The sequence below is a fragment of the Mesorhizobium sp. DxT genome, assembly GCF_058448885.1.
Genome location: NZ_JBZFLJ010000014.1, coordinates 77,050 through 103,085, shown reverse-complemented (window position 1 = coordinate 103,085; position 26,036 = coordinate 77,050). Strand labels below are relative to the sequence as shown.

At 63.6% G+C, this 26,036-nt stretch carries 23 protein-coding genes and 1 tRNA gene; 12 read left to right on the top strand and 12 right to left on the bottom strand.

Translation table 11 applies throughout. The features are described 5' to 3' along the window. The first annotated feature begins 64 nt into the window (after positions 1-64). On the top strand, positions 65-562 hold the full coding sequence (locus ACVJNE_RS22115; RefSeq protein WP_499568928.1) for a GFA family protein: 498 nt from the start codon (positions 65-67) through the stop codon (positions 560-562). A gap of 153 nt (positions 563-715) precedes the next feature. On the opposite strand, the gene sufA is transcribed toward ACVJNE_RS22115, so the two are convergent. From sufA to ACVJNE_RS22075, 8 genes are all read right to left on the bottom strand, one after another. Continuing rightward, on the bottom strand, positions 716-1,105 hold the full coding sequence (gene sufA, locus ACVJNE_RS22110; protein WP_499568927.1) for a Fe-S cluster assembly scaffold SufA: 390 nt from the start codon (positions 1,103-1,105) through the stop codon (positions 716-718). A gap of 91 nt (positions 1,106-1,196) precedes the next feature. Then, positions 1,197-1,592 carry an SUF system Fe-S cluster assembly protein gene (locus ACVJNE_RS22105; protein WP_499568926.1) on the bottom strand — a complete coding sequence of 132 codons (396 nt, stop codon included), beginning with the start codon at positions 1,590-1,592 and terminating at the stop codon, positions 1,197-1,199. Between the two features lie 2 nt (positions 1,593-1,594). After that, positions 1,595-2,836 (bottom strand): cysteine desulfurase, encoded by a 1,242-nt coding sequence (locus tag ACVJNE_RS22100; RefSeq protein WP_499568925.1) that lies wholly within the window; start codon positions 2,834-2,836, stop codon positions 1,595-1,597. A 190-nt stretch (positions 2,837-3,026) separates the two neighbouring features. Further along, positions 3,027-4,292, bottom strand: a complete 1,266-nt coding sequence (sufD, locus tag ACVJNE_RS22095) for a Fe-S cluster assembly protein SufD (protein WP_499568924.1) — start codon at positions 4,290-4,292, stop codon at positions 3,027-3,029. 8 nt (positions 4,293-4,300) lie between these two features. Further along, positions 4,301-5,056 (bottom strand): Fe-S cluster assembly ATPase SufC, encoded by a 756-nt coding sequence (sufC, locus tag ACVJNE_RS22090; RefSeq protein ID WP_173190892.1) that lies wholly within the window; start codon positions 5,054-5,056, stop codon positions 4,301-4,303. A gap of 19 nt (positions 5,057-5,075) precedes the next feature. Next, positions 5,076-5,672, bottom strand: a complete 597-nt coding sequence (locus tag ACVJNE_RS22085; RefSeq protein ID WP_499568923.1) for a hypothetical protein — start codon at positions 5,670-5,672, stop codon at positions 5,076-5,078. Beyond that, the gene (sufB, locus tag ACVJNE_RS22080) at positions 5,672-7,183 is read right to left on the bottom strand and encodes a Fe-S cluster assembly protein SufB (protein ID WP_499568922.1); all 1,512 of its coding nucleotides are present in this window, start codon (positions 7,181-7,183) and stop codon (positions 5,672-5,674) included. Before sufB ends, ACVJNE_RS22085 begins: the two co-directional genes overlap by 1 nt. A 187-nt stretch (positions 7,184-7,370) precedes the next feature. Further along, the gene (locus ACVJNE_RS22075; RefSeq protein WP_499568921.1) at positions 7,371-8,534 is read right to left on the bottom strand and encodes a cysteine desulfurase family protein; all 1,164 of its coding nucleotides are present in this window, start codon (positions 8,532-8,534) and stop codon (positions 7,371-7,373) included. A gap of 245 nt (positions 8,535-8,779) precedes the next feature. Here ACVJNE_RS22075 and ACVJNE_RS22070 point away from each other — a divergent pair, with 245 nt between their 5' ends. From ACVJNE_RS22070 to ACVJNE_RS22055, 4 genes are all read left to right on the top strand, one after another. Next, positions 8,780-9,454, top strand: a complete 675-nt coding sequence (locus tag ACVJNE_RS22070; protein ID WP_173190884.1) for an alpha/beta hydrolase — start codon at positions 8,780-8,782, stop codon at positions 9,452-9,454. A gap of 203 nt (positions 9,455-9,657) precedes the next feature. Continuing rightward, a complete protein-coding gene (locus tag ACVJNE_RS22065; protein ID WP_499568920.1) occupies positions 9,658-10,854 on the top strand; it encodes a YcbK family protein in 1,197 nt (398 codons plus the stop codon). A gap of 92 nt (positions 10,855-10,946) precedes the next feature. Beyond that, a tRNA-Glu gene (locus ACVJNE_RS22060) sits at positions 10,947-11,022 on the top strand. 590 nt (positions 11,023-11,612) lie between these two features. Continuing rightward, positions 11,613-11,981, top strand: a complete 369-nt coding sequence (locus ACVJNE_RS22055; protein ID WP_499568919.1) for a hypothetical protein — start codon at positions 11,613-11,615, stop codon at positions 11,979-11,981. A gap of 113 nt (positions 11,982-12,094) precedes the next feature. Here ACVJNE_RS22055 and ACVJNE_RS22050 read toward each other — a convergent pair whose 3' ends face one another. After that, positions 12,095-12,295, bottom strand: a complete 201-nt coding sequence (locus ACVJNE_RS22050) for a hypothetical protein (protein ID WP_173190877.1) — start codon at positions 12,293-12,295, stop codon at positions 12,095-12,097. A 216-nt stretch (positions 12,296-12,511) separates the two neighbouring features. Between ACVJNE_RS22050 and ACVJNE_RS22045 the strand changes: the two genes are divergently transcribed. From ACVJNE_RS22045 to radC, 4 genes are all read left to right on the top strand, one after another. Then, the gene (locus ACVJNE_RS22045) at positions 12,512-13,957 is read left to right on the top strand and encodes an aldehyde dehydrogenase family protein (RefSeq protein WP_499568918.1); all 1,446 of its coding nucleotides are present in this window, start codon (positions 12,512-12,514) and stop codon (positions 13,955-13,957) included. A gap of 120 nt (positions 13,958-14,077) precedes the next feature. After that, the gene (locus tag ACVJNE_RS22040) at positions 14,078-15,133 is read left to right on the top strand and encodes a 2-keto-4-pentenoate hydratase (RefSeq protein WP_499568917.1); all 1,056 of its coding nucleotides are present in this window, start codon (positions 14,078-14,080) and stop codon (positions 15,131-15,133) included. 54 nt (positions 15,134-15,187) lie between these two features. Then, on the top strand, positions 15,188-16,015 hold the full coding sequence (map, locus tag ACVJNE_RS22035) for a type I methionyl aminopeptidase (RefSeq protein WP_499568916.1): 828 nt from the start codon (positions 15,188-15,190) through the stop codon (positions 16,013-16,015). 48 nt (positions 16,016-16,063) lie between these two features. Beyond that, a complete protein-coding gene (gene radC, locus ACVJNE_RS22030) occupies positions 16,064-16,819 on the top strand; it encodes a RadC family protein (RefSeq protein ID WP_379014984.1) in 756 nt (251 codons plus the stop codon). Between the two features lie 8 nt (positions 16,820-16,827). Here radC and ACVJNE_RS22025 read toward each other — a convergent pair whose 3' ends face one another. Further along, positions 16,828-17,940: an anhydro-N-acetylmuramic acid kinase gene (locus ACVJNE_RS22025; protein WP_499568915.1), complete on the bottom strand. Its 1,113-nt coding sequence runs from the start codon at positions 17,938-17,940 to the stop codon at positions 16,828-16,830. A 104-nt stretch (positions 17,941-18,044) separates the two neighbouring features. Between ACVJNE_RS22025 and tyrS the strand changes: the two genes are divergently transcribed. Continuing rightward, positions 18,045-19,298 (top strand): tyrosine--tRNA ligase, encoded by a 1,254-nt coding sequence (gene tyrS / locus ACVJNE_RS22020; RefSeq protein WP_499568914.1) that lies wholly within the window; start codon positions 18,045-18,047, stop codon positions 19,296-19,298. Between the two features lie 15 nt (positions 19,299-19,313). On the opposite strand, the gene ACVJNE_RS22015 is transcribed toward tyrS, so the two are convergent. Further along, positions 19,314-22,484 (bottom strand): hypothetical protein, encoded by a 3,171-nt coding sequence (locus ACVJNE_RS22015; RefSeq protein ID WP_499568913.1) that lies wholly within the window; start codon positions 22,482-22,484, stop codon positions 19,314-19,316. Between the two features lie 255 nt (positions 22,485-22,739). On the opposite strand from ACVJNE_RS22015, the gene ACVJNE_RS22010 reads away from it, so the two are divergent. Both ACVJNE_RS22010 and ACVJNE_RS22005 read left to right on the top strand, forming a co-directional pair. Beyond that, positions 22,740-23,213, top strand: a complete 474-nt coding sequence (locus ACVJNE_RS22010) for a peroxiredoxin (protein WP_499568912.1) — start codon at positions 22,740-22,742, stop codon at positions 23,211-23,213. Positions 23,214-23,525: 312 nt separating this feature from the next. Next, entirely contained in the window at positions 23,526-24,779 is a 1,254-nt protein-coding gene (locus ACVJNE_RS22005; RefSeq protein WP_499568911.1) for a M23 family metallopeptidase, read from the top strand. 15 nt (positions 24,780-24,794) lie between these two features. Here ACVJNE_RS22005 and prfB read toward each other — a convergent pair. Beyond that, positions 24,795-25,926, bottom strand: a protein-coding gene (gene prfB / locus ACVJNE_RS22000; protein ID WP_368804884.1) for a peptide chain release factor 2 whose coding sequence is annotated in 2 segments (ribosomal slippage) — positions 24,795-25,859 and positions 25,861-25,926 — 1,131 coding nt in all. Because the reading frame shifts where the segments join, the coding sequence is not laid out codon by codon here. Positions 25,927-26,036 lie beyond the last annotated feature (110 nt).

Below are 26,036 nucleotides of genomic sequence, written 5' to 3'. Positions count from 1 at the left end.
GAGAGAAACAAAAATCTGACGGCGGCGTTAGAGTGCAGCAAACGCGACACGGAGAAAAGCCGCGATGCCGATGCTCCTGAAAGGCTCCTGCCGTTGCGGATCGATCCGCTTCGAAGTCCGGAGCCACACGCCGGTGCCCTACCAGCTCTGCTACTGCTCGATCTGCCGCAAGCAGCAGGGCGGCGGCGGATATGCGATCAACCTCGGCGCCGACGCGCGCACGCTGTCAATCGAAGGCGAAAAACATCTCGGGCTCTATCGCGCCGAGATCCAGGACGACGAGCGACAACATTGCGAGACATCCAGCGGCGAACGCCGCTTCTGCCGCAACTGCGGGACGGCGCTGTGGCTCTACGATCCCACCTGGCCCCACCTCGTTCACCCCTTCGCCTCGGCCATAGACTCCGACCTGCCGCCAGCGCCCGAGCGTGTCCATCTGATGCTGAATTACAAGGCCTCGTGGGTTGAGCCCGACATTCGCGAGCGCGATGCGACCTTCGAACTCTATCCCGACGAATCCATCGAAGGATGGCACAGGAAGCGCGGATTGTGGGTGGCGTGAGCGAACCGGGAGTGCGTCCTTCGAGGCTCCCCTTCGACAAGCTCAGGGTCGCACCTCAGGATGAGGGCCGTTGTGTATCGAGCCCGTGAGGGCGTTTGCAGGTTTGCTACATTCTTTCGAGGGCGAGCCTCGAAGGACGCACGGCCACAAGAGTCAGGCTGCGTCGGCTGCCGCGCGGGCTTCGGCCAGCGCCTTCAGGTCGGCGGGCTTCAACTCGACGGATTCGCCGCAGCCGCAGGCAGACGACTGGTTCGGGTTGTGAAAGATGAAGCCGGTGCGCAGCGTGGTCTTCTCGAAATCCATCTCGGTGCCGAGCAGGAAGAGAGCGGCCTCCGGCGCGACCCAGACATGGGCGCCGCCATGCTCGACGTGGTCGTCCTTCGCCTCCGGTTCGGTTACCAGGTCGATGGTATATTCCATCCCCGCGCAACCACCCTTCTTGATGCCGACACGAATGCCTTGCGCGCCGTCACGGGCGTCCACGATCTCGCGCACGCGGCCTGCGGCTGCGTCGGTCATCGTCATCACCTGAAATCTACCCATTTCCTTCTCCATTGCGCGCCGGTTCAAGGCCGGCGGAATGATTGTCGTAACCCGAAGATGGTGAAGATTCGGGATATCTGCAAGGCGATCGTCAATACCAGCCTACCGCCACCTGGGCCTCTTCCGACATCCTGTCGGGGGTCCAGGGCGGGTCGAACACCATCTTGACGTCGACGCCGGAGACGCCTTCCACGGTACTGACCGCATTCTCTACCCAGCCGGGCATCTCGCCCGCGACCGGGCAGCCGGGCGCCGTCAGCGTCATGTCGATCTTGACCGAGCGGTCGTCCTCGATGTCGATGCGGTAGATCAGGCCGAGCTCGTAGATGTCGGCCGGGATCTCCGGATCATAGACCGTCTTCAGCGCGCTGACGATGTCGTCCGTCAACCGCGCCAGCTCGTCCTGAGGAATGGAGGAGGCGGAAGCTGCGTCGTTCGCAGGCTGCGCCTCGCTGTTTTCCGTGTGTGCTGCCGTTTCGTCCATCATCATCATCCAAAGAATGTGCGCGCCTTTTCCAGCGCCTCGGCCAGGATATCGATCTCGGCCTTCGTGTTATACATGGCGAAGGAGGCCCTGCATGTCGAGGTTACGCCGAAACGCTTGAGTAGCGGCTGGGCACAGTGGGTGCCCGCGCGGACCGCCACGCCCGACCTGTCGATGACCATCGAGACGTCATGCGCGTGGATGCCTTCGAGCTCGAACGAGACGATAGCCCCCTTCCCCGGCGCGTTGCCGAAGATGCGCATCGCGTTGATGCCACGCAGGCGCTCATGCGCGTAGGCGGTGAGTTCGGCCTCGTGCGCGGCCATGCGCTCGCGGCCGATGCCCTGTATGTACTGGAGCGCAGCGCCCAGGCCGATCGCCTGCACGATCGGCGGCGTGCCGGCCTCGAAGCGATGCGGCGGGTCGTTGTAGGTCACCGTTTCCTCGGTGACATTCTCGATCATCTCGCCCCCGCCCTGGAAGGGACGCATGGCGGCCAGCATTTCCTTGCGGCCGTAAAGCACGCCGATGCCCGACGGCCCGTAGACCTTGTGGCCGGTGAACACGTACCAGTCACAGCCGATGTCGCGCACGTCGACCGGCATGTGGACGGCGGCCTGGCTCCCGTCGATCAGCGTCGGGATGCCGCGTTCCCTGGCGATGCGGCAAATCTCCTTGACCGGCGTGACGGTGCCGAGCGCGTTCGACATATGGGTGATCGCCACGAGCTTGGTGCGCTCGGTCAGGCTCTTCTCGAAATCCTCGAGGTGGAATGCCCCGTCATCGTCGACCGGCACCCATACGAGCTTCGCGCCCTGCCGTTCGCGGATGAAATGCCACGGCACGATGTTGGAGTGATGCTCCATGATCGAAATAACGATCTCGTCGCCATCGCCGATCTTCGGCATGCCCCAGCCATAGGCAACGGTGTTGATGGCTTCCGTCGTCGACTTGGTGAAGACGATCTCGTCGACGCTTTCCGCGTTGAGGAAACCGCGCACTGTTTCGCGGGCCTTCTCATAGGCGTCGGTGGCCGCGTTCGAGAGGAAATGCAGGCCGCGGTGCACGTTGGCGTATTCGTTGCTGTAGGCGTGGGAGATCGCGTCGATCACCGCCTGCGGCTTCTGTGCCGAAGCGCCGTTGTCGAGATAGACGAGCGGCTTGCCGTAAACCTCGCGCGACAGGATCGGGAAGTCGCGCCGGATCGCCTCGACGTCGTAGGGAGCGTTTTCGACTTTCTGATCCATTTGAACGTGCCTTGTTGTGCGTCCTTCGAGGCTCGCTTCGCTCGCACCTCAGGATGAGGGAAGTCATTTGTCGAGCCCAAGACGTAGTGGGCTCGATGCACAACCTTCCTCATCCTGAGGTGCGAGCCCGCAAGACCGTTTGCGGGTTCGCTGCGTCCTTTCAGGGCGAGCCTCGAAGGACGCACCACAATTACCCGTGCTCGGCGAACCAGCCGTCGAGCTTTGCCTCCAGAGCGGCCACAAGCGCCTCGTCGTCAAGCTCCTCGATGATCTCGGCGAGGAAAGCCTTGATGAGCAGGCCGCGCGCGGCCTTTTCCGGCACGCCGCGCGCCATCAGATAGAACAGGTGGCCCGCGTCGATCTCCGTCACCGTCGCGCCATGGCCGCAGGCGACGTCGTCGGCGAAGATTTCCAGCTCCGGCTTGGTCGAGAACTCGGCGTCGTCGGACAGAAGCAGCGTGTTACACGCCATCTTGGCGTCGGTCTTCTGGGCGATCGCAGCGACGCGGATCTGCCCCTGGAAGACGCCATGGGCCCTATCGGTCACCACGTTGCGGATGATCTCGGTCGAGGTCGTATCGGGCGCCGAGTGGTCGAGCACCATAGTGACGTCGCAATGCGTATCGCCGCCGAGCAGGTTGACGCCGCGCAGTTTGAAATCGGACCCCTCGCCGGCCGCGTCGACATGCACTTCCTGCCGGACCAGCTTGCCGCCGGCGTTCATGATGAAGAGCGTGAGCTTCGCATCCTTTCCGATGCGGATCCTGATCTGGCCAAGATGCGTCGCGGTTGCCGGCTGTTCCTGCACTAGCACCCAGACAACGTCCGCGCCGTCGCCGACGTCCAGGGTGGAGACCGAGCTTGCGAGCGCCGCGCCTGCGCCCGTCTGGCGCTCGACGATCGTTGCCCTGGCGCCAGCGCCGACGACGACCGGGAAGCGGGCATGCACCTGTCCGCCGGCCTGCAGGTTCTGCAATTCGATCGGCGCGTCGAGCTTTGCACCGTCCGCGATCGTCAAGGCGAAGCCGTCTGACGCGAAAGCCGTGTTGACGGCGGCAACGGCATCCGCCGCATCGACGGGCGCAAGCGCGGCATCGCCGTTACCCGCCAGCAACATGTCCTTGAAACGGCGGACCGTTACACCCTCAATCTCCGAAGCTTTCTCCGCCTTGCCATTGGCCACGCGCAGCACAACCGAACCGTCGATCAGCGGCCGCAGCGTGTCCGGCTTCGCGGACGGCTCGAAGGCAGGCACCGCGGTCAGCAGCCGGCGCAGGTCCGTATAGTGCCAGGCCTCGATGCGCCGCGTCGGCAGGCCGCCCTTCAGCAGCTCGACGGCGTCGTCACGCATGACCGTCACCGCGGCATCGCCCGGCAGATCGGACACGCGTTCCGAAAATGCCTCGACCAGCGCGGATTCAGCCGGTGTCAGTGTGGGGGAAGCATGGATGTTCATCATTCGCCTCAGGCCGCTTCGTCGATCACGCCGGCGTAACCGTTCTGTTCGAGTTCGAGCGCCAGGCTCTTGTCGCCCGACTTGATCACCTGCCCCTTGTAGAGCACATGCACGCTGTCGGGCACGATGTGCTCGAGCAGGCGCTGGTAGTGGGTGATCACCACGATCGCTCGGTCCGGCGAACGCAGGGCGTTCACGCCATCCGAAACGATTTTGAGCGCATCGATGTCGAGGCCGGAATCGGTCTCGTCGAGTACGCAGAGCTTCGGCTCCAGCAGCTTCATCTGCAGGATTTCGGCGCGCTTCTTCTCGCCGCCGGAGAAGCCCACATTAAGGGGACGCTTGAGCATGTTCATGTCGATGTTGAGCGAGCCAGCCGCTTCCTTGACCCGCTTCAGCAGGTCGGGGATCTTCAGCTCTTCCTCGCCGCGCGCCTTGCGCTGCGAATTCATGGCGACCTTGAGAAACTCCATCGTGGCAACGCCCGGTATCTCCATCGGATACTGGAACGCCAGGAAGATGCCGGCGGCGGCGCGCTCGGCCGGGTCCATCTCGAGGATGGATTCGCCGTTGTAGAGGATGTCGCCTTCCGTCACCTCGTAATCGTCGCGGCCGGCGAGGATGTAGGAGAGCGTAGACTTGCCGGAGCCGTTCGGCCCCATGATGGCGGCAACCTCGCCCTTGTTGACGGTCAGGTTGAGCCCACGGATGATCTCGGTGCCGTCTTCGGCGATGCGGGCGTGAAGGTTCTTGATCTCAAGCATAGTCTTCTATCCAGTTCATTTACACAGCTGAGCGGCTGTCGGCGAACACGTGACGGCTCGCGAAGCGCTCCAGGAAACTGTCGAAATCTTCTTCCTTGGCGATTTCTGCTACAATCGGCGTCCAGCCGGCCCTGATCTTCGCATCGATGCAGTCTATCAATGCGACTACGCGGGTTCTGTCTGCGGACACGAGGTTCAAAGTGGGCGGAACGTCGGACTCGCCACAGGTCCTGCCCACGAACTCTTTCGACCAGACCCCCAGGTCAGCCCACTCGAAGCCGCGAGCCGAGTTTCGCTTGATGACTTCGCCCAGGTAGGCAACGGCGGCAGTCATGGGCGTTTCCAGCCCCCGGGTCAGAATGGGAGACGTCTTGAAAAGGACGAGCTCCTCTGGTCCCATGAGCGAGAATATCATGTCGACTTCGGACAAGGAGGCGAGAGAATAATCAAGTCTCTTCGGTATCTTTCCGAAGAAAGGAACCTTGAATTTCCTCACATATTTGTCCGGCATAGCGCGCACGGTCGCGAACTTTTCAGCAGCGTCGATCACTCTCCGAATAAACTCCGGATTCGTAGCTGCTTCTGGATCTGCGCTGACGACCCGAACGACACTCATCAGCCGACACTTCCTTCCAGGCTGATGCCGATCAGCTTCTGCGCCTCGACGGCGAATTCCATCGGCAGTTCCTGGATGACTTCCTTGACGAAGCCGTTGACGATCAGCGCGATCGCCTCCTCCTCGGGAATGCCGCGCTGCATCACGTAGAAGAGCTGGTCTTCCGAAATCTTCGACGTCGTCGCCTCGTGCTCGAACTTGGCGGTCGAGTTCTTCGCCTCGATATAGGGCACGGTATGGGCGCCGCACTCGTTGCCGATCAGCAGAGAATCGCACTGGGTGAAGTTGCGCGCGTTCTCGGCGCGGCGGTGGGCGGAGACCTGGCCGCGATAGGTGTTGTTCGACTTGCCGGCCGAAATGCCCTTGGAGATGATGCGGCTCGACGTGTTCTTGCCGAGATGGATCATCTTGGTGCCACTGTCGATCTGCTGGTGGCCGTTGGAGACGGCGATCGAATAGAACTCGCCGCGCGAATTGTCGCCGCGCAGGATGCAGGAAGGATACTTCCACGTGATCGCCGAGCCGGTCTCGACCTGCGTCCACGAAATCTTCGAGTTCTTGCCGCGGCAATCGCCGCGCTTGGTGACGAAGTTGTAGATGCCGCCCTTGCCCTGCGCGTCGCCGGGATACCAGTTCTGCACGGTCGAATATTTGATCTCGGCATCGTCGAGCGCGATCAGCTCGACCACGGCAGCGTGAAGCTGGTTCTCGTCGCGCTGCGGAGCCGTGCAGCCCTCCAGGTAGGAGACGTAGGCCCCCTCCTCGGCGATGATCAGCGTGCGCTCGAACTGGCCGGTGTTCTTCTCGTTGATGCGGAAATAAGTCGACAGCTCCATCGGGCACCGCACGCCCTTCGGCACGAAGACGAAGGAACCGTCGGTGAAGACCGCCGAATTGAGCGTCGCATAATAGTTGTCGGTCGTCGGCACGACGGAGCCGAGATATTTCTGCACCAGCTCGGGATGCTCGCGGATGGCTTCCGAAATCGAGCAGAAGATCACGCCTGCCTTGGCGAGCTCCTCCTTGAAGGTGGTGACGACGGACACCGAATCGAACACGGCGTCGACGGCCACACGGCCGGACTTGTAGACGTTGTCGTTTGCGCCTTCGTCATCGGCATCCTTCTCGACGCCGGCGAGGATTTCCTGCTCGCGCAGCGGGATGCCGAGCTTTTCATAGACGCGCAGCAGCTCCGGATCGACTTCGTCGAGCGACTTAGGACCGGACTGGTTCTTCGGCGCGGCGTAGTAGTGGATGTCCTGGAAGTCGATCTTCGGATAGGAGACGCGCGCCCAGGTCGGCTCCTCGAGCGTCAGCCAGCGGCGGAACGCGCCCAGACGCCATTCGAGCATCCACTCCGGCTCGTCCTTCTTGGCCGAGATGAAACGGATGATGTCCTCGTTCAGGCCCTTGGGGGCCTTGTCGGTCTCGATCTCGGTCTGGAATCCGTATTTGTACTGGTCCACATCGATCTTGCGGACCTGCTCGATCGTTTCCTGCACAGCAGGCATCGGCGCTCTCCATCCTTGCCGGGTTCAAGGCCCGGCAGTTGTCGATTCGCATATATATCCGCGCATATATCGCGGTATGCGGTTCATGTAGTGTGCCATTGGCAAAAATGCACCCCGCCAACGGGCTGCATTTGCAACGCACACATGTTTTGCCGGGCAAAAAAGCCCGGATTTTCGTTCCGCCGCCTCAGGCGGCCCGCTCTCGCCCGTCGCGCCGCGCCAGATGCGCGCGCAACGCCTGCTCGAACGCTTTCAATTCAGCCTCGCCCGTCTCGGGTCCGATCGAGACCCTCAGCGCGCCCGCCGCCTCGCCATGCCCCATCGCCTTCAGCACATGGCTTGGCCCCACCTTGCCGGAGGAGCAGGCCGATCCCGCCGACAGCGAAACGCCAGCAAGGTCGAATGCGATCTGGGCGGTTTCAGCCTTGAGGCCCGGTACCGCAAAGAACAGCGTATTGCAAAGCCGCTCGGCGCGGTTTCCGAAGATCGTTGCCGCGGGGGCGAGTTCGACCACAACCTGCTCGAACGCATCGCGCATGGCGCGAATACCATCGATGCCGGCAAGACCGGTCAAAGCTTCGCGCGCGGCTGCGCCGAAGCCGGCAATTCCCGGCACGTTCTCAGTGCCTGCGCGAAAGCCCTTCTCCTGGCCTCCGCCAGAGACCAGAGGCACCGGCATCATCAGGTCGGAGACCCCGACCACCGCGCCCACGCCCTTGGGCCCGCCGATCTTGTGCGAGGACAGAATCAGGAAATCGCCGTAACCATCTGCAATACCGAGCGGAATGCGACCTGCGGCCTGCACCGCGTCGACCACGAGCACGCCGCCATGGGCCTTGACCAGCGCGGCGATGTCGCGCACCGGCTGGATGACGCCCGTCTCGTTGTTGGCGGCATGGATCGCCACAAGCACAAGTCCTTGCGCGCGGTCGTGGCCGGCCAGTTCGCGCTCAAGCGATGCCATATCGACAATGCCGTCAGCATCCACGCCGACGCGTGTGACCGCATCCGGCGCAAAGCGGCCGCCATTCAGAATGCAGGGATGGTCGGCTGCCGAGACGATGAGGCGCGCCATGCGCACAGGCGCCTTGCCCATGCGCCAGTCCGGCGACAGGAGCATCGATGCCGCTTCCGTCGCGCCAGAGGTGAAAACCACATGCTCCGGCTTGCCGCCCGCAAGCGCCGCCACATCGCGTCGCGCCCCGTCCACAATGCGGCGTGCCGAACGGCCGTCGGCATGAACCGATGACGGATTCGCGTCGACCTCCAGCGCGGCCAGCATGGCAGCGCGCGCAGCCGGCAACAGCGGTGCGCTGGCATTGTGGTCGAGATAGGCGCGGCTCGCCGCCATGACGGGTTTCAATCTCCTTGGCTCGGCATCGCTGCGTCAGGTCGGCGTTTTTCCTTGAAATTGCAAGGTCAGCCGTCCTATTTACCCGCGTTGCGAACCGGCAGGCATCTTTCGCCGCCAGTTTTGAATTGTTCTAAACTAGCTTCTAGGGTGACGGCCCTGTCCCGTCAAGACCGAGGGGCGGGATTGCCCCGATTCTGACGCGCGAGACGAGGCCGCAGCATGCGGCGTGAAGTGGAGTAAGTATGCCCGAAGTCATTTTTGCAGGTCCCGCAGGTCGTCTCGAGGGCCGCTACCAGCCCTCGAAGGAAAAGAACGCCCCGATCGCGATCATTCTTCATCCGCATCCCCAGTTCGGCGGCACGATGAACAACAAGATCGTCTACGACCTGTTCTACATGTTCCAGAAGCGGGATTTCACGACGCTGCGCTTCAACTTCCGCGGCATCGGCCGCAGCCAGGGCGAATTCGACCACGGCACTGGTGAACTTTCCGACGCCGCCTCGGCGCTCGACTGGGTGCAATCGCTGCATCCCGATTCCAAGACGTGCTGGGTGGCGGGTTATTCGTTCGGCGCATGGATCGGCATGCAGCTTTTGATGCGCCGCCCGGAGATCGAGGGTTTCATCTCGATCGCACCGCAGCCCAACATCTACGACTTCTCGTTCCTGGCACCCTGCCCGTCTTCCGGCCTGATCATCCACGGCGACGCCGACAAGGTCGCGCCGCCGAAGGACGTGCAGGGCCTGGTGGACAAACTCCATACCCAGAAGGGCATCACGATCACGCAGAAGACGCTACCCGGCGCGAACCACTTCTTCTCGAACGATGCCGAGCTGCTGCTTGACGAGTGCGCGGATTATCTCGACCGGCGCCTTGCCGGCGAACTCGCGGATCCCCGCCCCAAGCGCCTTCGCTGATCGGACCCGCTCAAAGCGTGGGAAAACGCGGCAATTTGGCGGCAGAATCATGATCTTGCCTCAATTCATCCCTAGCCGGATGGTTGCGGTTTGGTTCGGGATTCGGTACGTCTCGTTCCCGGGCTTGGGGGACAGTGCTGATTTCGTAGGTTTTTGTGAAGTCCGCATTCCAGTTTTGTCCCGGTTCTAGGAAGGGGTTTGCATTGAAGGTCGAGGGAACGCGCTTCGCACGCGGAGGACGGCGCGCTATCATCGCAGCGCTTGCATCCACGCTCCTCGCTTCCTGCTCTGCCACATCCGGCAACGAAGAAACCTTCTTCGGCTTCAATCCATCCGATCAGTCCGCGCTCACGGCACAGTCTTCTGACGATTTCTCCGCCGCGACATTCACCAGCGACCAGACAGCCAGCGCGACGGAAGCTTTCGTCATGGACGAGAACGACCCTTCGCTGCCGGATGCCGTGGGTGCAGCTCCTACGATTCGCCCCGGCTCCGAAACCGAGGTTGCCGCAGCAACTGCCGAACAGCAGGCGCCTGAAGGTCCGGCAGGCGCGCCGCAGGTCGCAACCGCCGATGCACAGCAGACCGATACGGACTTTGTGGCAGCGGCCGAACCGGCAACCGAGGCCACGCAACCAGCCGCAGCCGAGGAGCCGCCGAAACAGCAGGCGACACAGTTCCTTGAAAACGCCCCGCCTCCGCAGGTTGCGGCGGCAGAACCTAAAAAACGCGGTTTCCTTGCAGCTTTCTTCGGCGCGTCCAATGCACGCGCCGCATCCGCGCCGCCGGCGCCCAAGCCGCTGATCGCCACCGCCTCCCCCAAGATCGAGCCGGCAGCTTCCAAACCAATTGTTCAGCTTGCGTCGGCCAACGCTTCGGCGTCGACGCCCATCATTCCGCAGAATGGCGAAGCGCTGCCGGGCGTACGTCCCGATTCGCTGTTCGAGATCTCCCGCCGGTCCGGCATCGACGACACCAGCGATATCGATCTGCACGAGGGTGAAGAACCATACCAGGTCGCTTCGGCGGCCGGTCTCGCGCGGCTCGCGCCCAACGGCTTGACCAAGCAGACAGAAAGCGTGGACGTCGCCTGCCTGAAGCCTTCTCTCGTACGTGTGCTCAAGACCGTCGAACGGCACTATGGCAGCAAGGTCGTCGTCACGTCAGGCTACCGCAATCCCGAGCGCAACCGTCGCGCCCGCGGCGCCCGCAACTCGCTGCACATGTATTGCGCGGCGGCTGACGTGCAGGTGGCAGGCGTTGGCAAATGGGAACTCGCGAAGTTCCTCCGCAGCATGCCTGGCCGCGGCGGCGTCGGCACCTATTGCCACACGAATTCCGTTCATATCGACGTCGGCCCCGAGCGCGACTGGAACTGGCGTTGCCGCCGGCGCAAATAGCCGCAGGCAAAACGCGAAATTTTCCTGTTTGCCGTGCAAAGATGGGTTGCCCGTTGCTGCGATGCTCACTATAAGCCACCTCGTTCTGGCAAGCGCCCATCGTCTAGCGGTCTAGGACGCCGCCCTTTCACGGCGGAAACACGGGTTCGAGTCCCGTTGGGCGTGCCAGAAAAATCAAGCACTTGGTGCTACTTACTCCCTAATGCGTCAAATATGCCGTCGTGACGGTACGGATCTGAGCGCGAAGCCATCGTGGTTTCCCGCCGGCCGCTCCACACCGGAAGCTGTTGATTGACGCGAAACCTGATTGCGCGACTCAACCGAGAGTGTCAGCCTTTGATTGCTGACGAGGGGGTCAGCGGGGTTGGAGGCTCGGCTTGCCACTGGCAGCCTCCCATGGCCGAGCCTCACCCTGGGGTCTAGAAACTGCCTCAGGAGTCCACGCCCCTCAGCAACGCAGACAGCGCCGCGCCTCCGCACGTCGTTTTCCTGGCGACCCGCTTGCGCGACGCCGGCGCATCCGGCCTACCGATACCAGTCAACAGCGCCAGCGGCGAACTGCGAGGCTAACGGCCACCGTGTTTGACTTCCAATGGGCTATCCGGGGCCATCATGCGTCGAGGCCGAGTTCCTTTGCCCGCAAGCCGCGATGGCCCGCGCCCATAGCGAAATGCGCTTCCTCATCATCTTGCGGCGTCGCCGGAGGTGCCGAGGCTGACTAATCTGCGCGCCTTCTCAACGCTCAGATGGATGCAGACATGCGCCTTGCCGCCACCCTCGCCCTTGTTGCTTTCTCAACCAACCCGTCACTGGCGCAGGATGCCCCCGTAGGCATCTTCCGCTGCCATGACACCAGCATGGCGCCGTTCGGCACGTTGCTGCTGGACGGACAAGGCACCTACCAGATCATCGGCACGAGCACGGCGGACTGGGCAGCCGACCCGAGCCTGCCGCAGAACGGCGCGGGCGCCTACAGCATCGACGGCACACAATTGCTGCCTGAAGGCGGCCCACTGAAGGATGCCTTCGCCGCGACGGGACATTTTCTCGGCGGGGGACAGGAAGCCACCATCGGCTTCTCCAACAAGAAGGGTGCCTTGCTGACCTGCCTTTCCACCGTGGGATGAACGCTGGCCGCTTGCCGCCTGCTCCTCACGAAAGGCAGCCGAGCTGCCAGACGCCTCACGTCGTTCAGTCGACGTGGGACGTTCTGATCCGAAGCAGGTCCGAGAAACGCAACCTATCCCGTGCCAGAGCGCATCCGGCGCGGGAACTCGATCACCTTTGCGGATTCGCCATCGACGGCAAATTCCTGCGCCAGCATCGCGTCGATCAGGATCGACAGCGCCTGGCGCGACTTGACGCTCAGCTCGTCGTCTCCCGGCAGCAGCCGATAGGCTTCTTCGAGATTGTGGCGGGCGGCGGAATAACTGGGCCTCACGGATACCTCCTTTCGCCCCTCTCCCACGATCTGCCCACTCCCGCCTTTCGGAACCGCCAAAGGATTCGATTGCATTTTAGCGATGTCACATGAATGTGCGGATATCCCCAGCCGGCCCACGTGACCGCCCTGCCCCAACGACGTCGCCTCCGTGGTATTGGAGCCGGGCGGCTCGCGGTATTAAGCAGGCACGAGCCCATCGACCAGGAGACAGAGATGCTGCGCAAGACCGATTTCTACATCGACGGCAAATGGACGGCGCCGGCCGCCGCGCGCGAGCTGGAGGTGATCAACCCCGCCGACGAACAGCCTTTCGCGGTCATCTCGCTGGGTGCGCAGGCGGATGTCGACAAGGCCGTCGCGGCGGCACGGCGCGCCTTCCCCGCATGGTCGCGCACCAGCCGCGAGGAACGCGTGGAAGCGCTGGAGAGGCTGCTTGAGGCCTACAACGCGCGCATGGACGACATGGCCAAGGCGATCTCGGACGAGATGGGCGCGCCGATCAAGCTGGCCACGGAATCGCAGGCGTCGGTGGGCGCCTATCACATCAAGACATTCATCCGCACGCTGAAGAACTTCGTCTTCGAGCACCCGCTCGACGAACGCAACCCGAACGACCGCATCGTTCACGAGCCGATCGGAGTCTGCGGGCTTATCACGCCATGGAACTGGCCGATGAACCAGGTGACGCTGAAGGTCGTGCCGGCGATCGCGGCGGGCTGCACGGTGGTGCTGAAGCCATCCGAGATCGCGCCGCTTTCGTCGATCGTTTTTGCCGAGATCATCGACGCGGCTGGCCTACCGGCCGGCGTGTTCAACATGGTCAACGGTGACGGGCCGTCTGTGGGCGAAGCAATGTCGCGTCATCCCGACATCGACATGATGTCGTTCACCGGTTCGACGCGGGCCGGTATCGCAGTCTCCAAGTCGTCGGCCGACACGGTCAAGCGCGTGACGCTCGAACTCGGCGGCAAGTCGCCCAACCTCGTCTTCGCCGACAGCGACCTTGAGGCGGCCGTGGTGCGGGGCCTCAACCACTGCTTCGAGAACACCGGCCAGTCGTGCAACGCGCCGACGCGCATGCTGGTCGAACGTCCGGTCTATGAGCAGGCGGTCGAGATCGCAGGCCGGCACACCGCGACCGTCAAGGTCGGCAATCCGGCCGAACAGGGCGACCATATCGGCCCGCTCGTCTCGGAGGCCCAGTTCAACAAGGTGCAGGGCCTGATCGAGATCGCGATCAAGGAAGGCGCGCGGGTCGTGGCCGGCGGCCCGGGCCGGCCCGAAGGCTTCAATCGCGGCTACTATGTGCGCCCGACCGTGTTTGCCGATGTCTCCAACGACATGACGATCGCGCGCGAGGAGGTGTTCGGTCCGGTGCTCGCCATGATCCCGTTCGAGACGGAGGAAGAGGCGATCGAGATCGCCAACGACACGCCCTACGGCCTGTCGAGCTACGTCCAGACGAGCGATCCCGAGCGGGCCCGCCGCGTCGCCCGGCAGCTTCGCAGCGGCATGGTGCAGATGAACGGTGCCGGTCGCGGCGCGGGAAGCCCGTTCGGCGGTTACAAGCAGTCGGGCCTTGGCCGCGAAGGCGGCAAATACGGGCTGGAAGACTTTCTGGAGGTCAAGGCCGTGGCCGGATGGCCGGCCGAGGGGTGAACCCGGTTTCCCTAGATGACGACAGGGCGGCGCATTGCGCCCCCCTTTGTCTTTCTCGCGGCAGGCGAAGCGCTGGACATTCCTTTTCGATCATGGCCTAACCCAAGGTAAGGGGGCGCCATGAAAGACATTGCAACGACCATCCTTGCCGCGCTGGATGATCGCCGGCAGATCGAACCGTTCAGCGACGGCGATCCGTCGTTCGACCTCGATGCGGCCTATGCAGCCGCCGACGCCGTCATCGGGGCGCGTATCGCGAGGGGCGAGCATCCGGTCGGCTGGAAGATCGGCTTCACCAACCGCACGATCTGGGACGAGTACCGCGTGCGCGCGCCCATCTGGGGGCCGACCTACGACACCTCTACATACGGGTTCGACCCGGGGGAAGGTCAGGCGGAACTCGACATTTCAGCGTTTGTGGAACCCCGCATAGAGCCCGAGATTGTCTTCCGCGTCGCGCGGCCGCCGCGCGCGGATATGGACGACCGGGCACTGCTTTCCTGTATCGACGCTGTCGCACACGGTTTCGAGGTCGTACAGTCGATCTATCCCGGCTGGCGATTTACCGCAGCCGACACCGTCGCGGCAGCCGCCATGCACGGCGCATTGCTGCATGGCCCGATGATGGCCATCGACCATGACGCGGCGACTGACTGGATCGAGCGACTGGCATCTTTCGAAATCGTCCTTTTCAGGAACGATGTCGAGGTCGATCGCGGTTCCGCGCGCAATGTGCTCGACGGGCCGCTTGCCGCGTTTCGCCATTTCGTCGCCGGGCTCGAAGAACGTCCGCTGCGACGTGGCATCGAACCCGGCGATGTGGTGACCACCGGCACGGTGACGCGAGCCTTCCCGGTCGAGGCCGACGAGACATGGTCGACTCGGATCGAAGGTTTGCCCCTGCCCGGCATGCGGCTGCATTTCCTGCCGGCCCTGCAGGAGCGGTTGACACGCCTGATCGAGCAGGCGGCGCAAGCCCGGTTTCGCATGGAGAACCCGGATGCCTGCAAGAGTGCGGCCGAACACGAACAGGCGGTGACGACGAGCATCGCCGCAGAGACCGCACTCTCCCGCCTTCTCCTGCGAGACCGGGCCGGCCTTGCCGACGCGATGACAGCCGTCGAGGAGCAAGTTCGGGCACTGGCCGATTCGTGGAAGTCGCGCCCTTCCTCTTGAAGCGGCGGCGCTTCGGTGCGACATGGTGGGTTCGCATCCAATGGACGGAAGACGATGGTCACCTATCTCGACGCGGACGCCGCGCCACAGCGCAATACGGGGCAGATCAGGCTCTACGGACCCGATGCCTTCGAGGGCATGCGCAAGGCCTGCAACCTGACGGCACACTGCCTCGACGAGTTGGCGGGCATGGTCGCGCCGGGCGTCACGACGAACGCGATCGACCGCTTCGTCTTCGAGTTCGGCATGGACCACGGTGCTCTGCCGGCGACGCTGAACTATCGCGGCTACACAAAATCCACCTGCACCTCGATCAACCATGTGGTCTGTCACGGCATTCCGGACGACAAGCCACTGCGCGAGGGCGACATCGTCAACATCGACGTGACCTATATCCTCGACGGATGGCATGGCGATTCCAGCCGCATGTATCCGGTCGGACAGATCAAGCGCGCCGCCGAGAGGCTGCTGGAAGTCACGCATGAATGCCTGACGCGTGGCATCGCGGCGGTGAAACCCGGCGTGCGCACGGGTGCGATCGGTGCCGCTATCCAGACATATGCCGAAAGCGAGCGCTGCTCCGTCGTGCGCGACTTCTGCGGACACGGCGTCGGGAGGCTCTTTCACGATGCGCCGAATATCCTGCACTACGGCAGCCCGAACGAGGGCGTCGAGATGCGCGAAGGCATGATCTTCACCATCGAGCCGATGATCAATCTCGGGCGGCTCCATGTGAAAGTGCTCTCCGACGGGTGGACCGCGGTGACGCGCGACCGGTCGCTGTCGGCGCAGTATGAGCACACCGTCGGCGTGACGGCCGACGGCTGCGAGGTTTTCACGCTTTCTCCCGCCGGTCTGGACAGGCCGGGGCTTGCCGCCTGACACGGTTCGCCTATCCTGTGCCCTGAGCTAGGGTGGGGAAAGTTGAACATGCAGGGTGACGATGGCGACGAACGCGGCTTCTTCGCGGAACGAGCGTTGCCTGCGCCACGCGCGGCGAAAGCCGCGGCGGAGAAACCGCACTATCTCGGACATCGCGAAAGGCTGAGAACCCGCTTCCGGGAAGCGGGTGCCGGCGCGCTGTCCGACTACGAGTTGCTGGAACTGCTGCTCTTCCGGTCGATCCCGCGCGCGGACACCAAGGGGCTAGCCAAGACGCTCATCAATCGATTCGGCTCGTTCGCCGAAGTGCTTGGCGCGCCTGAACATTTGCTGCGCGAGGTGGAGGGTGTGGGCGATGCTGTCGCGCTCGACATCAAGACGATTGCCGCCGCATCCAGCCGTATGGCCAGAGGCGCGATCGGGCGCCGGCCCGTGCTCGGCTCATGGGCGCAGGTGATCGACTATTGCCGCGCGGCGATGGCGTTCGAGCCGCGCGAGCAGTTCCGCATCCTGTTCCTCGACAAGAAGAACGTGCTGATCGCCGATGAGGTGCAGCAGTCGGGCACGGTGGACCACACGCCGGTCTATCCGCGCGAGGTCATGCGCCGGGCTCTCGAGCTTTCGGCCACGGCGATCATCCTTGTTCACAACCATCCGTCCGGCGATCCCACGCCCTCGCGCGCCGACATCGAGATGACCAAGACGATCATCGAGACCGGAAAGCCGCTCGGCGTGATCGTTCACGACCACATCATCGTCGGCCGCAACGGTCATGCGAGCCTGAAAGGCATGCAGCTTATCTAGATCGCAAGTCAGGGAAGGCTGAGAACGCCGCCGGTCACCGGCTCTCGGCAGCCTGTGGTGGTCGGGAAGGTCAGAGGCAGGGCGTTCATTGCGCGGACGGCGAGATATGCCCATGCTTCCGCCTCCATGGCGTCACCGTCGAGACCGGTATCCTCGGCCAGAACGACCTCGACACCGGGCGGCACGCCGGCGCGCAGGTCGGCAACGATGTGGGGGTTGCGCCTCCCGCCGCCGCAGATGACCCAGAGCTTGGGCTGGGCCGGCATGTGCGCGGCGGCCGCCAGGATCGCCTCGGCGGAGACGGCTGCCAGCGTGCGGGCGCCGTCGGCCAGTTCCAGTCCGGCCGCCAGGTCGAGCGTGAAATCGTTGCGGTCGAGCGATTTGGGTGCTGCGCGCTCGAAGAACGGGCTTTGCATGTATCGGTCGACGACGGCTCGTATCACGCCGCCTTCGCTGGCGATCATGCCATCGGCGTCGAATGGCACGCCGCCCTCGCCTGAGACCCATTGGTCGATCAAGGCATTGCCCGGCCCGCTGTCGAAGGCGACGGGATTGCCGGCGGCGGTCACGAACGTCACATTGGAAATGCCGCCGATGTTGACGAACGCCATCGGAAACCGCTGCAGATCCTGCGGCAGCGAAGCGGCCAGCGCGGCATGATAGGCCGGCACGAGCGGCGCGCCCTGCCCGCCATGCACCATGTCGTTGGCGCGCATGTCGTGGACCACGGGCAAACCCGTTTCGCGCGCAAGCAACACGCCGTCGCCGAGCTGCACCGTCAGGGCCTGCTCCGGCCTGTGCAGTACCGTCTGCCCGTGAAAGCCGATCAGTTGCGGGGTTATGTCGCCATGCTCTGCCAGGAACCGCTTCACCGCATCCGCATGGCGCAGCGTGATCTCACGCTCCAGCGCCGCAAGGCCTCCCGGCCGCTCCTCGCGTGCGGAAATGCCCTTGGCCTCACCGAGCGCGGTTTCGATACGACGGCGGAAGGCCGCTTCGTAGGCTACGAACCCGGCCGGGCCGCGCCGCACGTCGCCGCGCCCGTCCGTGGTGACAACGGCAAGGTCGATGCCGTCCATCGAGGTGCCGCTCATCAGGCCGATCGCGCATGTCAGCGTCATTTCCGCCGCCGTTCTTGTGATTCTCGCATGCTTGATGCTAAAGCCGCGCGGGTTCCCGCGCCATTCGCAGCGCGGGCCAAATATGTTCCATGGAAAGCACGATCATGTCCGCCTTCAAGTCCGACTTCCTGCGCACGCTGTCAGAACGCGGCTTCATCCACCAGATCTCGGATGAAACCGGCCTCGACGACCTTTTCGCCCAGGAAACCGTGACGGCCTATATCGGCTTCGATCCGACCGCGCCGAGCCTGCATGCCGGCGGTCTGATCCAGATCATGATGCTGCACTGGCTCCAGCAGACGGGCCATCGGCCGATCGCGCTGATGGGCGGCGGCACCGGCATGGTCGGCGATCCGTCCTTCAAGGACGAAGCGCGCCAACTGATGACGCTGGACACGATCGCCGACAACATCGCCTCCATAAAGCGGGTGTTTGCGAGCTACCTCTCCTTCGGCGAGGGGCCGAAAGACGCGGTCATGGTCGATAATGGCGACTGGTTGCGCGGTATCAACTACCTCGAATTCCTGCGCGATGTCGGCCGGCATTTCTCGGTCAACCGCATGCTGTCCTTCGATTCCGTCAAGCTGCGGCTCGATCGGCAGCAGTCGCTGTCGTTCCTCGAGTTCAACTACATGATCCTGCAAGCCTACGATTTCGTGGAGCTGAGCAAGCGCTACGGCACGCGGCTGCAGATGGGCGGTTCGGACCAGTGGGGCAACATCGTTAATGGCATCGACCTCGGCCACCGCATGGGAACGCCGCAGCTCTACGCGCTGACGTCACCGCTGCTGACCACGTCCTCCGGCGCCAAGATGGGCAAGTCGCTCTCCGGCGCCGTCTGGCTGAACCCGGACATGCTGCCGGCCTACGAATTCTGGCAGTACTGGCGCAATACCGAGGACGCGGACGTTGAGCGTTTCCTCAAGCTCTATACCACCCTGCCCCTCGACGAGATCGCGCGGCTTGCGGCGCTCGGCGGCTCTGAAATCAACGACGCCAAGAAGGTGCTGGCGACCGAGGTCACCGCCATGCTGCATGGGCGCGAGGCCGCCGAGCAGGCATCGGAGACGGCCCGCAAGACCTTCGAGGAAGGAGCGCTGGCCGAGAGCCTGCCGACCGTGGAGATCAACCGCGGCGAGCTGGAAGGCGGCGTCGGCGTGCTCGCGCTTTTCGTGAAGGCGGGCCTTGCCGGTTCCAACGGCGAGGCGCGCCGGCATGTGCAGGGCGGCGCGGTGCGCGTCAATGACGAGCAGGTTACCGACGAAAAGCGTGTGCTTGGCGCTGGGGACCTTACGTCCGAAGGTGTCATCAAGCTCTCGCTGGGCCGCAAGAAGCATATCCTCGTCAGGCCGGCCTAGATCCCGGCCCGACGCTCACCGGTATTCGAACACCGAGCGGAAGATGCCGGGCGCGATGACGGATAGCGGGTTGACCTGAAGCTGCGGCTCGCCGGCTTTTCCGGCGAGCCTGAAGGTGATGCCGATCAGGCCACGGTCGCGGCCGTTGCCAAGGATCTGGCCGATCAGCGGAATTTCACCGAAAATGCGGTTGAGGCCATAGGCGGGCATGAAGGTTCCCGTCATGTCCATGTTGCCCGCTGTATCGTAGAAACTGCCCTGGAAGGTCGAGCCGATCTGCGGTCCGCGCACCACGCCCTGCTGCAGGTTCAGGAACCCCTGTCCCTTTTCGATCATCGAGAAGCCGCGCTCGAACTGCACGCGCGACGTGTCGATCTCGCCACGCACAGCCTGATTGAGCGAGCGCCCGTCATTGGCCGGCGCGGTCGAGACGAGAGAGCGCAGGCGCGGCTCGTCGACGATCCAGAAGTCGCGCGCATCGACCTGCCCGCGCAGCGGTCCGTTGCCGGCGCCTGCAAGCGACATGGCGATCGTTCCGCCTTCCATGTGTTCGTATATGTCAAGGAAACGCAGCAGCGCGCCGGCGTCGGCCGAATTCATGACGACGTTGCGGGCGTCGCCCTGGCGCCCGTCGCGGAACGTAACCTGCCTGCCGCTGGCGGTTGTTCCGGAGAATTCGAGCTTGTCGGTGCGCGCGCCGGTGCCGCTGTACTTCAGCTTCACATTGCTGAGCGCCTCGCCGTGGAAGCCGACGACGCGGTCCACCTCAAGGTCGAGCGTGACCGGCGCGGCGCCGCCCTGCGACGTGCCACCAGTGGAATCCTTGGCGTAAAGCTTCACGACCGAGCGGGCGTCGATGCTCTTGCCGCGCACGGTGATCGCGTAGCCCTTACCCTGCGCCTTCATGTCGAAGGAGAAGTCGTCGCCGCGATTGAGCCGGGCCTTGGGCAAGCGCACGCTCGCGACTTCTCCGCCGGTGAAGGACAGCGCGCCGCTGGCGGCGAAGGTATCGCCGCTGAGAGTAAAGTCGCGCAGGTCGACGCGGTTGCCGTCCGTAGCCAGCGAGAAGACAACAGTGGCGGGCACGCCCTTGCCCTTACTCCACCCGGCCCACGGTATCGTCAGTGTAGCGTCCCGCAGGCTCGCCTTTATGCCACGGCTTTCGGACGATCCGTCGTCGAGTTCGACCTCGGTGACGCCCGACAGCAAGACGTCGAGGCCGGGCGCGATGGCCTCGCGGGCGGCATCGTCCATCTTGAGTGAGATGTTGCGCGCGCGCCCGATGGGGCTGTTCGCGCCCAGCGGCTCGACGAGCTTGAGCGTCGCCGGCGACCCGTTCATGCGCGCCTGTGCGTCGATCACCGCCTTGCTCGGATCGACGGTGATGTTTCCGTTGGCCTCCGTGATCGTCTGTCCGTCGAACGGTTCGGCAAGCGACAGATTCTCGTAATCGAGATCGACCTGCCATTCGAGGCTTTCCACCGGAATCGAACGCTGCAGCGGAATGTCCGCGATCACCGTGCCTTTGACGGACCCGGAAAGATCCGCCGGTTTCAGGTCAATGAAACGCTGGACGTCGATGGGATCGTAGCTGGCGAGCTGAAGGACGCTGCCAGCCTCGCCTTCCACGTCGATGCGCAGCTTGCCGATGACCGGCGGCATATGTGCTTCGCGCACGGTCAGTTCGCCGTTGCTGGCCTTGACCGTGCGCCCACCTGCCATGAAAACGGTGCCGCTTTCCAACGAGATGTCGACATCTGAGCCGCGAAACGATACCGCGCCGACGCCGTCGCGCACGGGTGGAATCCGCCCGGCCACGTCGAAGCGCGTGCCTCTGATCGAGAAATTGCCGGAGACTTCCCTGGCCCCGAAGGGCACCCCGTTACCGATACGGCCGGGTGGCGTCGTGAGGTCCAGTCGCCCTGTCTCGACGTGGCCGCCGTAGATGTTGGACAATACCCAGTTGCGCGCGCCGCCCGCGGCAAACCACGGCCAGAGCTGCTTGACCTGGCCTACGGGCATGTCACGAACGTCCAGCGCCATTTCAAGGCCGGGGCTCTTTCCCCGCTCGAATGTCGCGGCAGCGCGGCCTTCCACCTCCCCCTGGGAAGACCTGACACCCATCTGGTCAACGCTGAGGCGGCGGGCTTCCGGGTCCCACAAACCGGCAAGACGGGCAACGACCGGCAGGGCCGGCTCCGGGGAGCCTTCCGGCGCGACGGCGGAACCGTCGCTGACAAGTTCGAAGCGATAGGTCGGATGCGTGGAGGCCGGATTGGGGCCAACCGCGCCGTTGAATCGCCAGAACGAACGACCGCTGGCAATGTCCAGCCTTTCGATTTCAACCTTGGCGGTTCCCCGCGCCATGCTCGCGGCAACATCCACATCGGCGATGAAAGAACCGTCCTGCCCGAAAGGTATGGTAAGCGCGGCAACGCGCCCGTCGATGTCCAGCCGTTCGCCGGCCACCGACTCGGAGCCCGACAGCTTGGCTGTGGCTTCGCCGCCATCCGGCAAGGAGGATGTGAGCTGGACGGCAAGCGTCTTTATCGTCTGGCCATCCGCGTCCAGCGCCGCCTGCCCTTCCACCGTGGACACGCGATCACGGAATTCGAGCTCGCCGGCGAGAGCAAGAGCACCGTGCGCATCACCTTCAAGGCTGGCACTGCGGACGAGCAGCAGGGCGTTGTCGTCATCACCAAGCGCTATCTGGATGTCGGAGAGCTCTATGCCGTCGATATCCTCCCGATCAAACAGGCCGATAAGCCGTCTGGCGCCGCCGAAAAGCTGGGCCAGGGCAGCGTCCGTGTCGAGCAGGCCCTTGTCGTCGAAGACCGGTAATTGCTGGCCCCCGCCCTCCACCCGTATTGCGGCGGGGTTTATGCGCGCGTCGGCAAGCCTTGCGCTGGAAAGCTCGATTTGGCCTCTGAGCAAAGGCAGCAGGCGCAGGCCGAAGCGCGCCGAGCCGATCTGCATGACTTCCCGGCCATCGGCCGAAGCCGTGAGCCGCGCGTTTTCCACGCTCAGCCCTATCAGCTTCAACCCGGCAAACGAAATGCCGACCCTACCGATCTCGGCGTTGAAGTCCTCGCCCGCCAGGGTGGAAACGGCCTGCTGCGCCTGAAGTCGCAGCCTTTCGTCTCCGAGGCCCGAAAACAGTGCCACGGCCCCGACAGCCACGATCAAGGCTATCGCCATCGTGGCGGCAAGCGCGATCCTGGCGCCGCGACGGCACATACGCAGCCAGGGTGGCGCAGCTGGCAGCGGTTGAGCAGAGGGGAACTGGTCGAGACTCGTTATGTCGCCGCGGCGAAACCGGATTTTTTCATGAGGAGGTGCCTCGTGATGCACGCCGCCGAGCCTGTTTCCCACGTTGGACGAATCTGACGAAACCACTATACCCGTCAGCCTACCGGCGTAACCACAAACAAGAGTGAGGGCATGACAAACATCAAGGTCGGCGACCCGGCACCGAACTTCGATCTTCCCGGCGATGGCGGAACGCGTGTGTCGCTAGCCGCCCATCGCGGCGACATTGTGGTGCTGTTCTTCTACCCGAAGGACGACACAACGGCCTGCACGACGGAAGCCATCGACTTCAGCGGGCTCATGCCGCAATTCGATGCGCTCGGCGTCGTCCTGATCGGCATTTCTCCCGACAGCGCCAAGAAGCACGACAAGTTCAAGGCAAAGCACGCGTTGACAGTGACACTTGCAGCGGACGAGGAACGCATCGCCCTGGAGGCCTATGGCGTGTGGGTCGAGAAGTCGATGTACGGCCGCAAATATATGGGCGTGGAACGCACAACGCTGCTGATCGACCGCGAGGGGCGCATCGCCCGCATATGGAACAAGGTCAAGGTGCGGGACCACGCCTCGGAAGTGCTCGAAGCGGCACGCGAGCTTGCCACTTAAACTCCAGGGAACGAAAACGGCCGTTTACCGTTCTCTTGGGGAAGCGAGTAATTCCCTATCATGGAGATAAAAATGCTGCGCGGTCTTTTGCTTTGGATGATCGGTATTCCCATCCCCATTATCATTCTGCTTTGGCTCTTCTTCTTTTGATGGCGCCTCGCGCCGAGAGAAGAATCACAGAGCCCGATTTCAACGCCCCGGCCCCGCCGGGGCGTTTCCGTTTCAGCTATGGGATGCCGGCCAGCAAAGCTTTGTTAACCCTAACAAGGTGTAATGCGACACACGATCCTCCTACAGTTGGGTATGTGTTCCGTGAAAGAGAATCGGCAGACTTCGGTCTTTGGCAGACGTAAAGAACCGCACACCGTCATCATCGCCCGAGGCGACCAGATACGACACTTCGTCGTGAGGCCGTGGCTTGCCGCCTTTATCGGGTCCACCGTGGCGGCCATGGCGGTCGGCTATCTGCTTGCCACATCCTATCTGGTGTTGCGCGACGATCTACTTGGCGCCACGGCTGCGCGGCAGGCCCGCATGCAGCAGGCCTATGAGGACCGCATCTCGGCCCTGCGCGCGCAGGTCGACCGCATCACGAGCCGGCAGATCCTTGACCAGCAGCTTGTGGAGAGCAAAGTCTCGGAACTGCTCGCCCGCCAATCCCAGCTCACCCAGCGCCATGGACGCATCGGCCCGATCCTCGAGCGTGTGAAGGGCACTGGCGATAAACTGCCAGAGACCGCGCCCCTGCCCTCCACCAAGCCGGAATTACGGGCTCTGAACGAGAAGACACCGGTGGTGATTGCCGACAGCGCGGCCAGCTCGTTCTGGTCAACCAAGCCGGCAAGCCAGGGCTATGAGACAGCGGCCGACCGCGCCGACCGCCTTTTCGTTTCAATCAATCGCTCACTGCGTGCGATCGAGTCGGAGCAGATCGACGGGATCGACACGATCACCGAAAGCGCGTTCGTCGCCGCCGACGAGATTTCCGAGGCGCTGCAGTCTGCCGGTCTCCCCATCGAGATCGACACAAGCGGAGAAGCGGTAGGCGGTCCGCTGCTGCCGGTCGCCGCTGGAATCCAGTTCGAGGCGCGGGTGCGGGAAATGGATGAGGCGTTGAGCAAGCTGGAGGCCGTCAAGGCGCTGGCGCGCGAGATGCCGATCCACAATCCCGTGCCGGGCCGGCCCGTTTCGAGCAGCTTCGGCGTGCGGCGAGACCCGATCATCAGGCGCCCTGCGATGCATGCTGGCATCGATTTTCGTGCGCCGTCGGGCACAGACATCCGCAGTGCGGGCGCCGGCACGGTGGTCAAGTCCGGCTGGAACGGTGGATATGGCAGGATGGTCGAGATCGACCACGGCAACGGGCTGACCACACGCTATGCGCATATGAGCAAGCTCCGTGTCAAAAAGGGCCAGACGGTAGAAACCGGTGACGTCGTCGGCGAGGTCGGATCAAGCGGTCGTTCGACCGGTCCGCATCTTCACTACGAGGTTCGCCGCAACGGGGACGCGATCGACCCGTTGCGGTTTCTCAAGGCGGGCAAGAAGGTCAGCAACCTGCTTTAGCCCACAGGCCGAGCCTCAGTCGATATCCTCGACCGGCTCGCCGCTTGCGCCCTCGATGCGCTGTGACAATGCCGCTTCCATGAATTCGTCCAGCTCACCGTCCAGCACGTCCTGCGGGCTGGTGCTTTCGACACCAGTGCGCAGATCTTTCACGAGCTGGTAGGGCTGCAGAACGTAGGAGCGGATCTGGTGGCCCCAGCCGATGTCGGTCTTCGAAGCCTCGGTTGCGTTGGCGACGGCTTCGCGCTTCTTGAGCTCGTCCTCGTAAAGGCGTGAACGCAGCATCTCCCAAGCTTTGGCGCGGTTCTTGTGCTGGGAGCGCTCGGCCTGGCAGGCAACGACGATGCCGGTCGCAAGGTGCGTGATGCGAACCGCCGAATCCGTCGTGTTGACGTGCTGGCCGCCCGCGCCCGAAGCGCGATAGGTGTCGATACGCACATCGGACTCCGACACGTCGATCTGGATCGTGTCGTCGATGACGGGATAGACCCAGCAGCTTGCAAATGAGGTGTGCCGCCGCGCGTTGGAATCGTATGGCGAAATGCGCACCAGCCGGTGCACGCCCGATTCCGTCTTCAGCCAGCCATAGGCATTGTGGCCCTTGATGAGCACGGTGGCAGACTTGATGCCCGCTTCCTCGCCGTCATGAACCTCTAGCACCTCGACCTTGAAGCCACGCCGCTCGGCCCAGCGGGTGTACATGCGCAAGAGCATGTTGGCCCAGTCCTGGCTTTCGGTTCCGCCGGCACCGGCGTGGACCTCGAGATAGGTGTCGTTGGAATCGGCTTCGCCCGACAGAAGCGTCTCGATCTGGCGTGCCTGCACCTCGCCGCGCAAGGCGCGGATGGCAGCCTCGGCTTCGGAGATCACGGACTGGTCGCCCTCCTCCTCGCCGAGCGCGATCAGCTCGACATTGTCGTTGAGCGACTGGGTGAGACCTGTGATGCCCTTGATGCCGTCATCCAGCATCTGGCGCTCGCGCATCAACTTCTGCGCTTCCTGAGGATCGTTCCAGAGATCGGCGTCCTCGGCGCGCATATTCAGGTAATCAAGTCGTTTTACGGCCTGATCCCAGTCAAAGATGCCTCCTCAGCAGGGTTATGGCCTGCTTGATTTCGTCGACAAGATATTCGGTTTCTGCGCGCATTGCCGCGTGTGATCCTGTTGTTCTTCTATCTGAATCGGCGCGGACCATAGGGACCGCGCACACAGCTGTAAAGAGCGCCCGGCTGCCCTGAGGCAGCCACGGCGAGCACG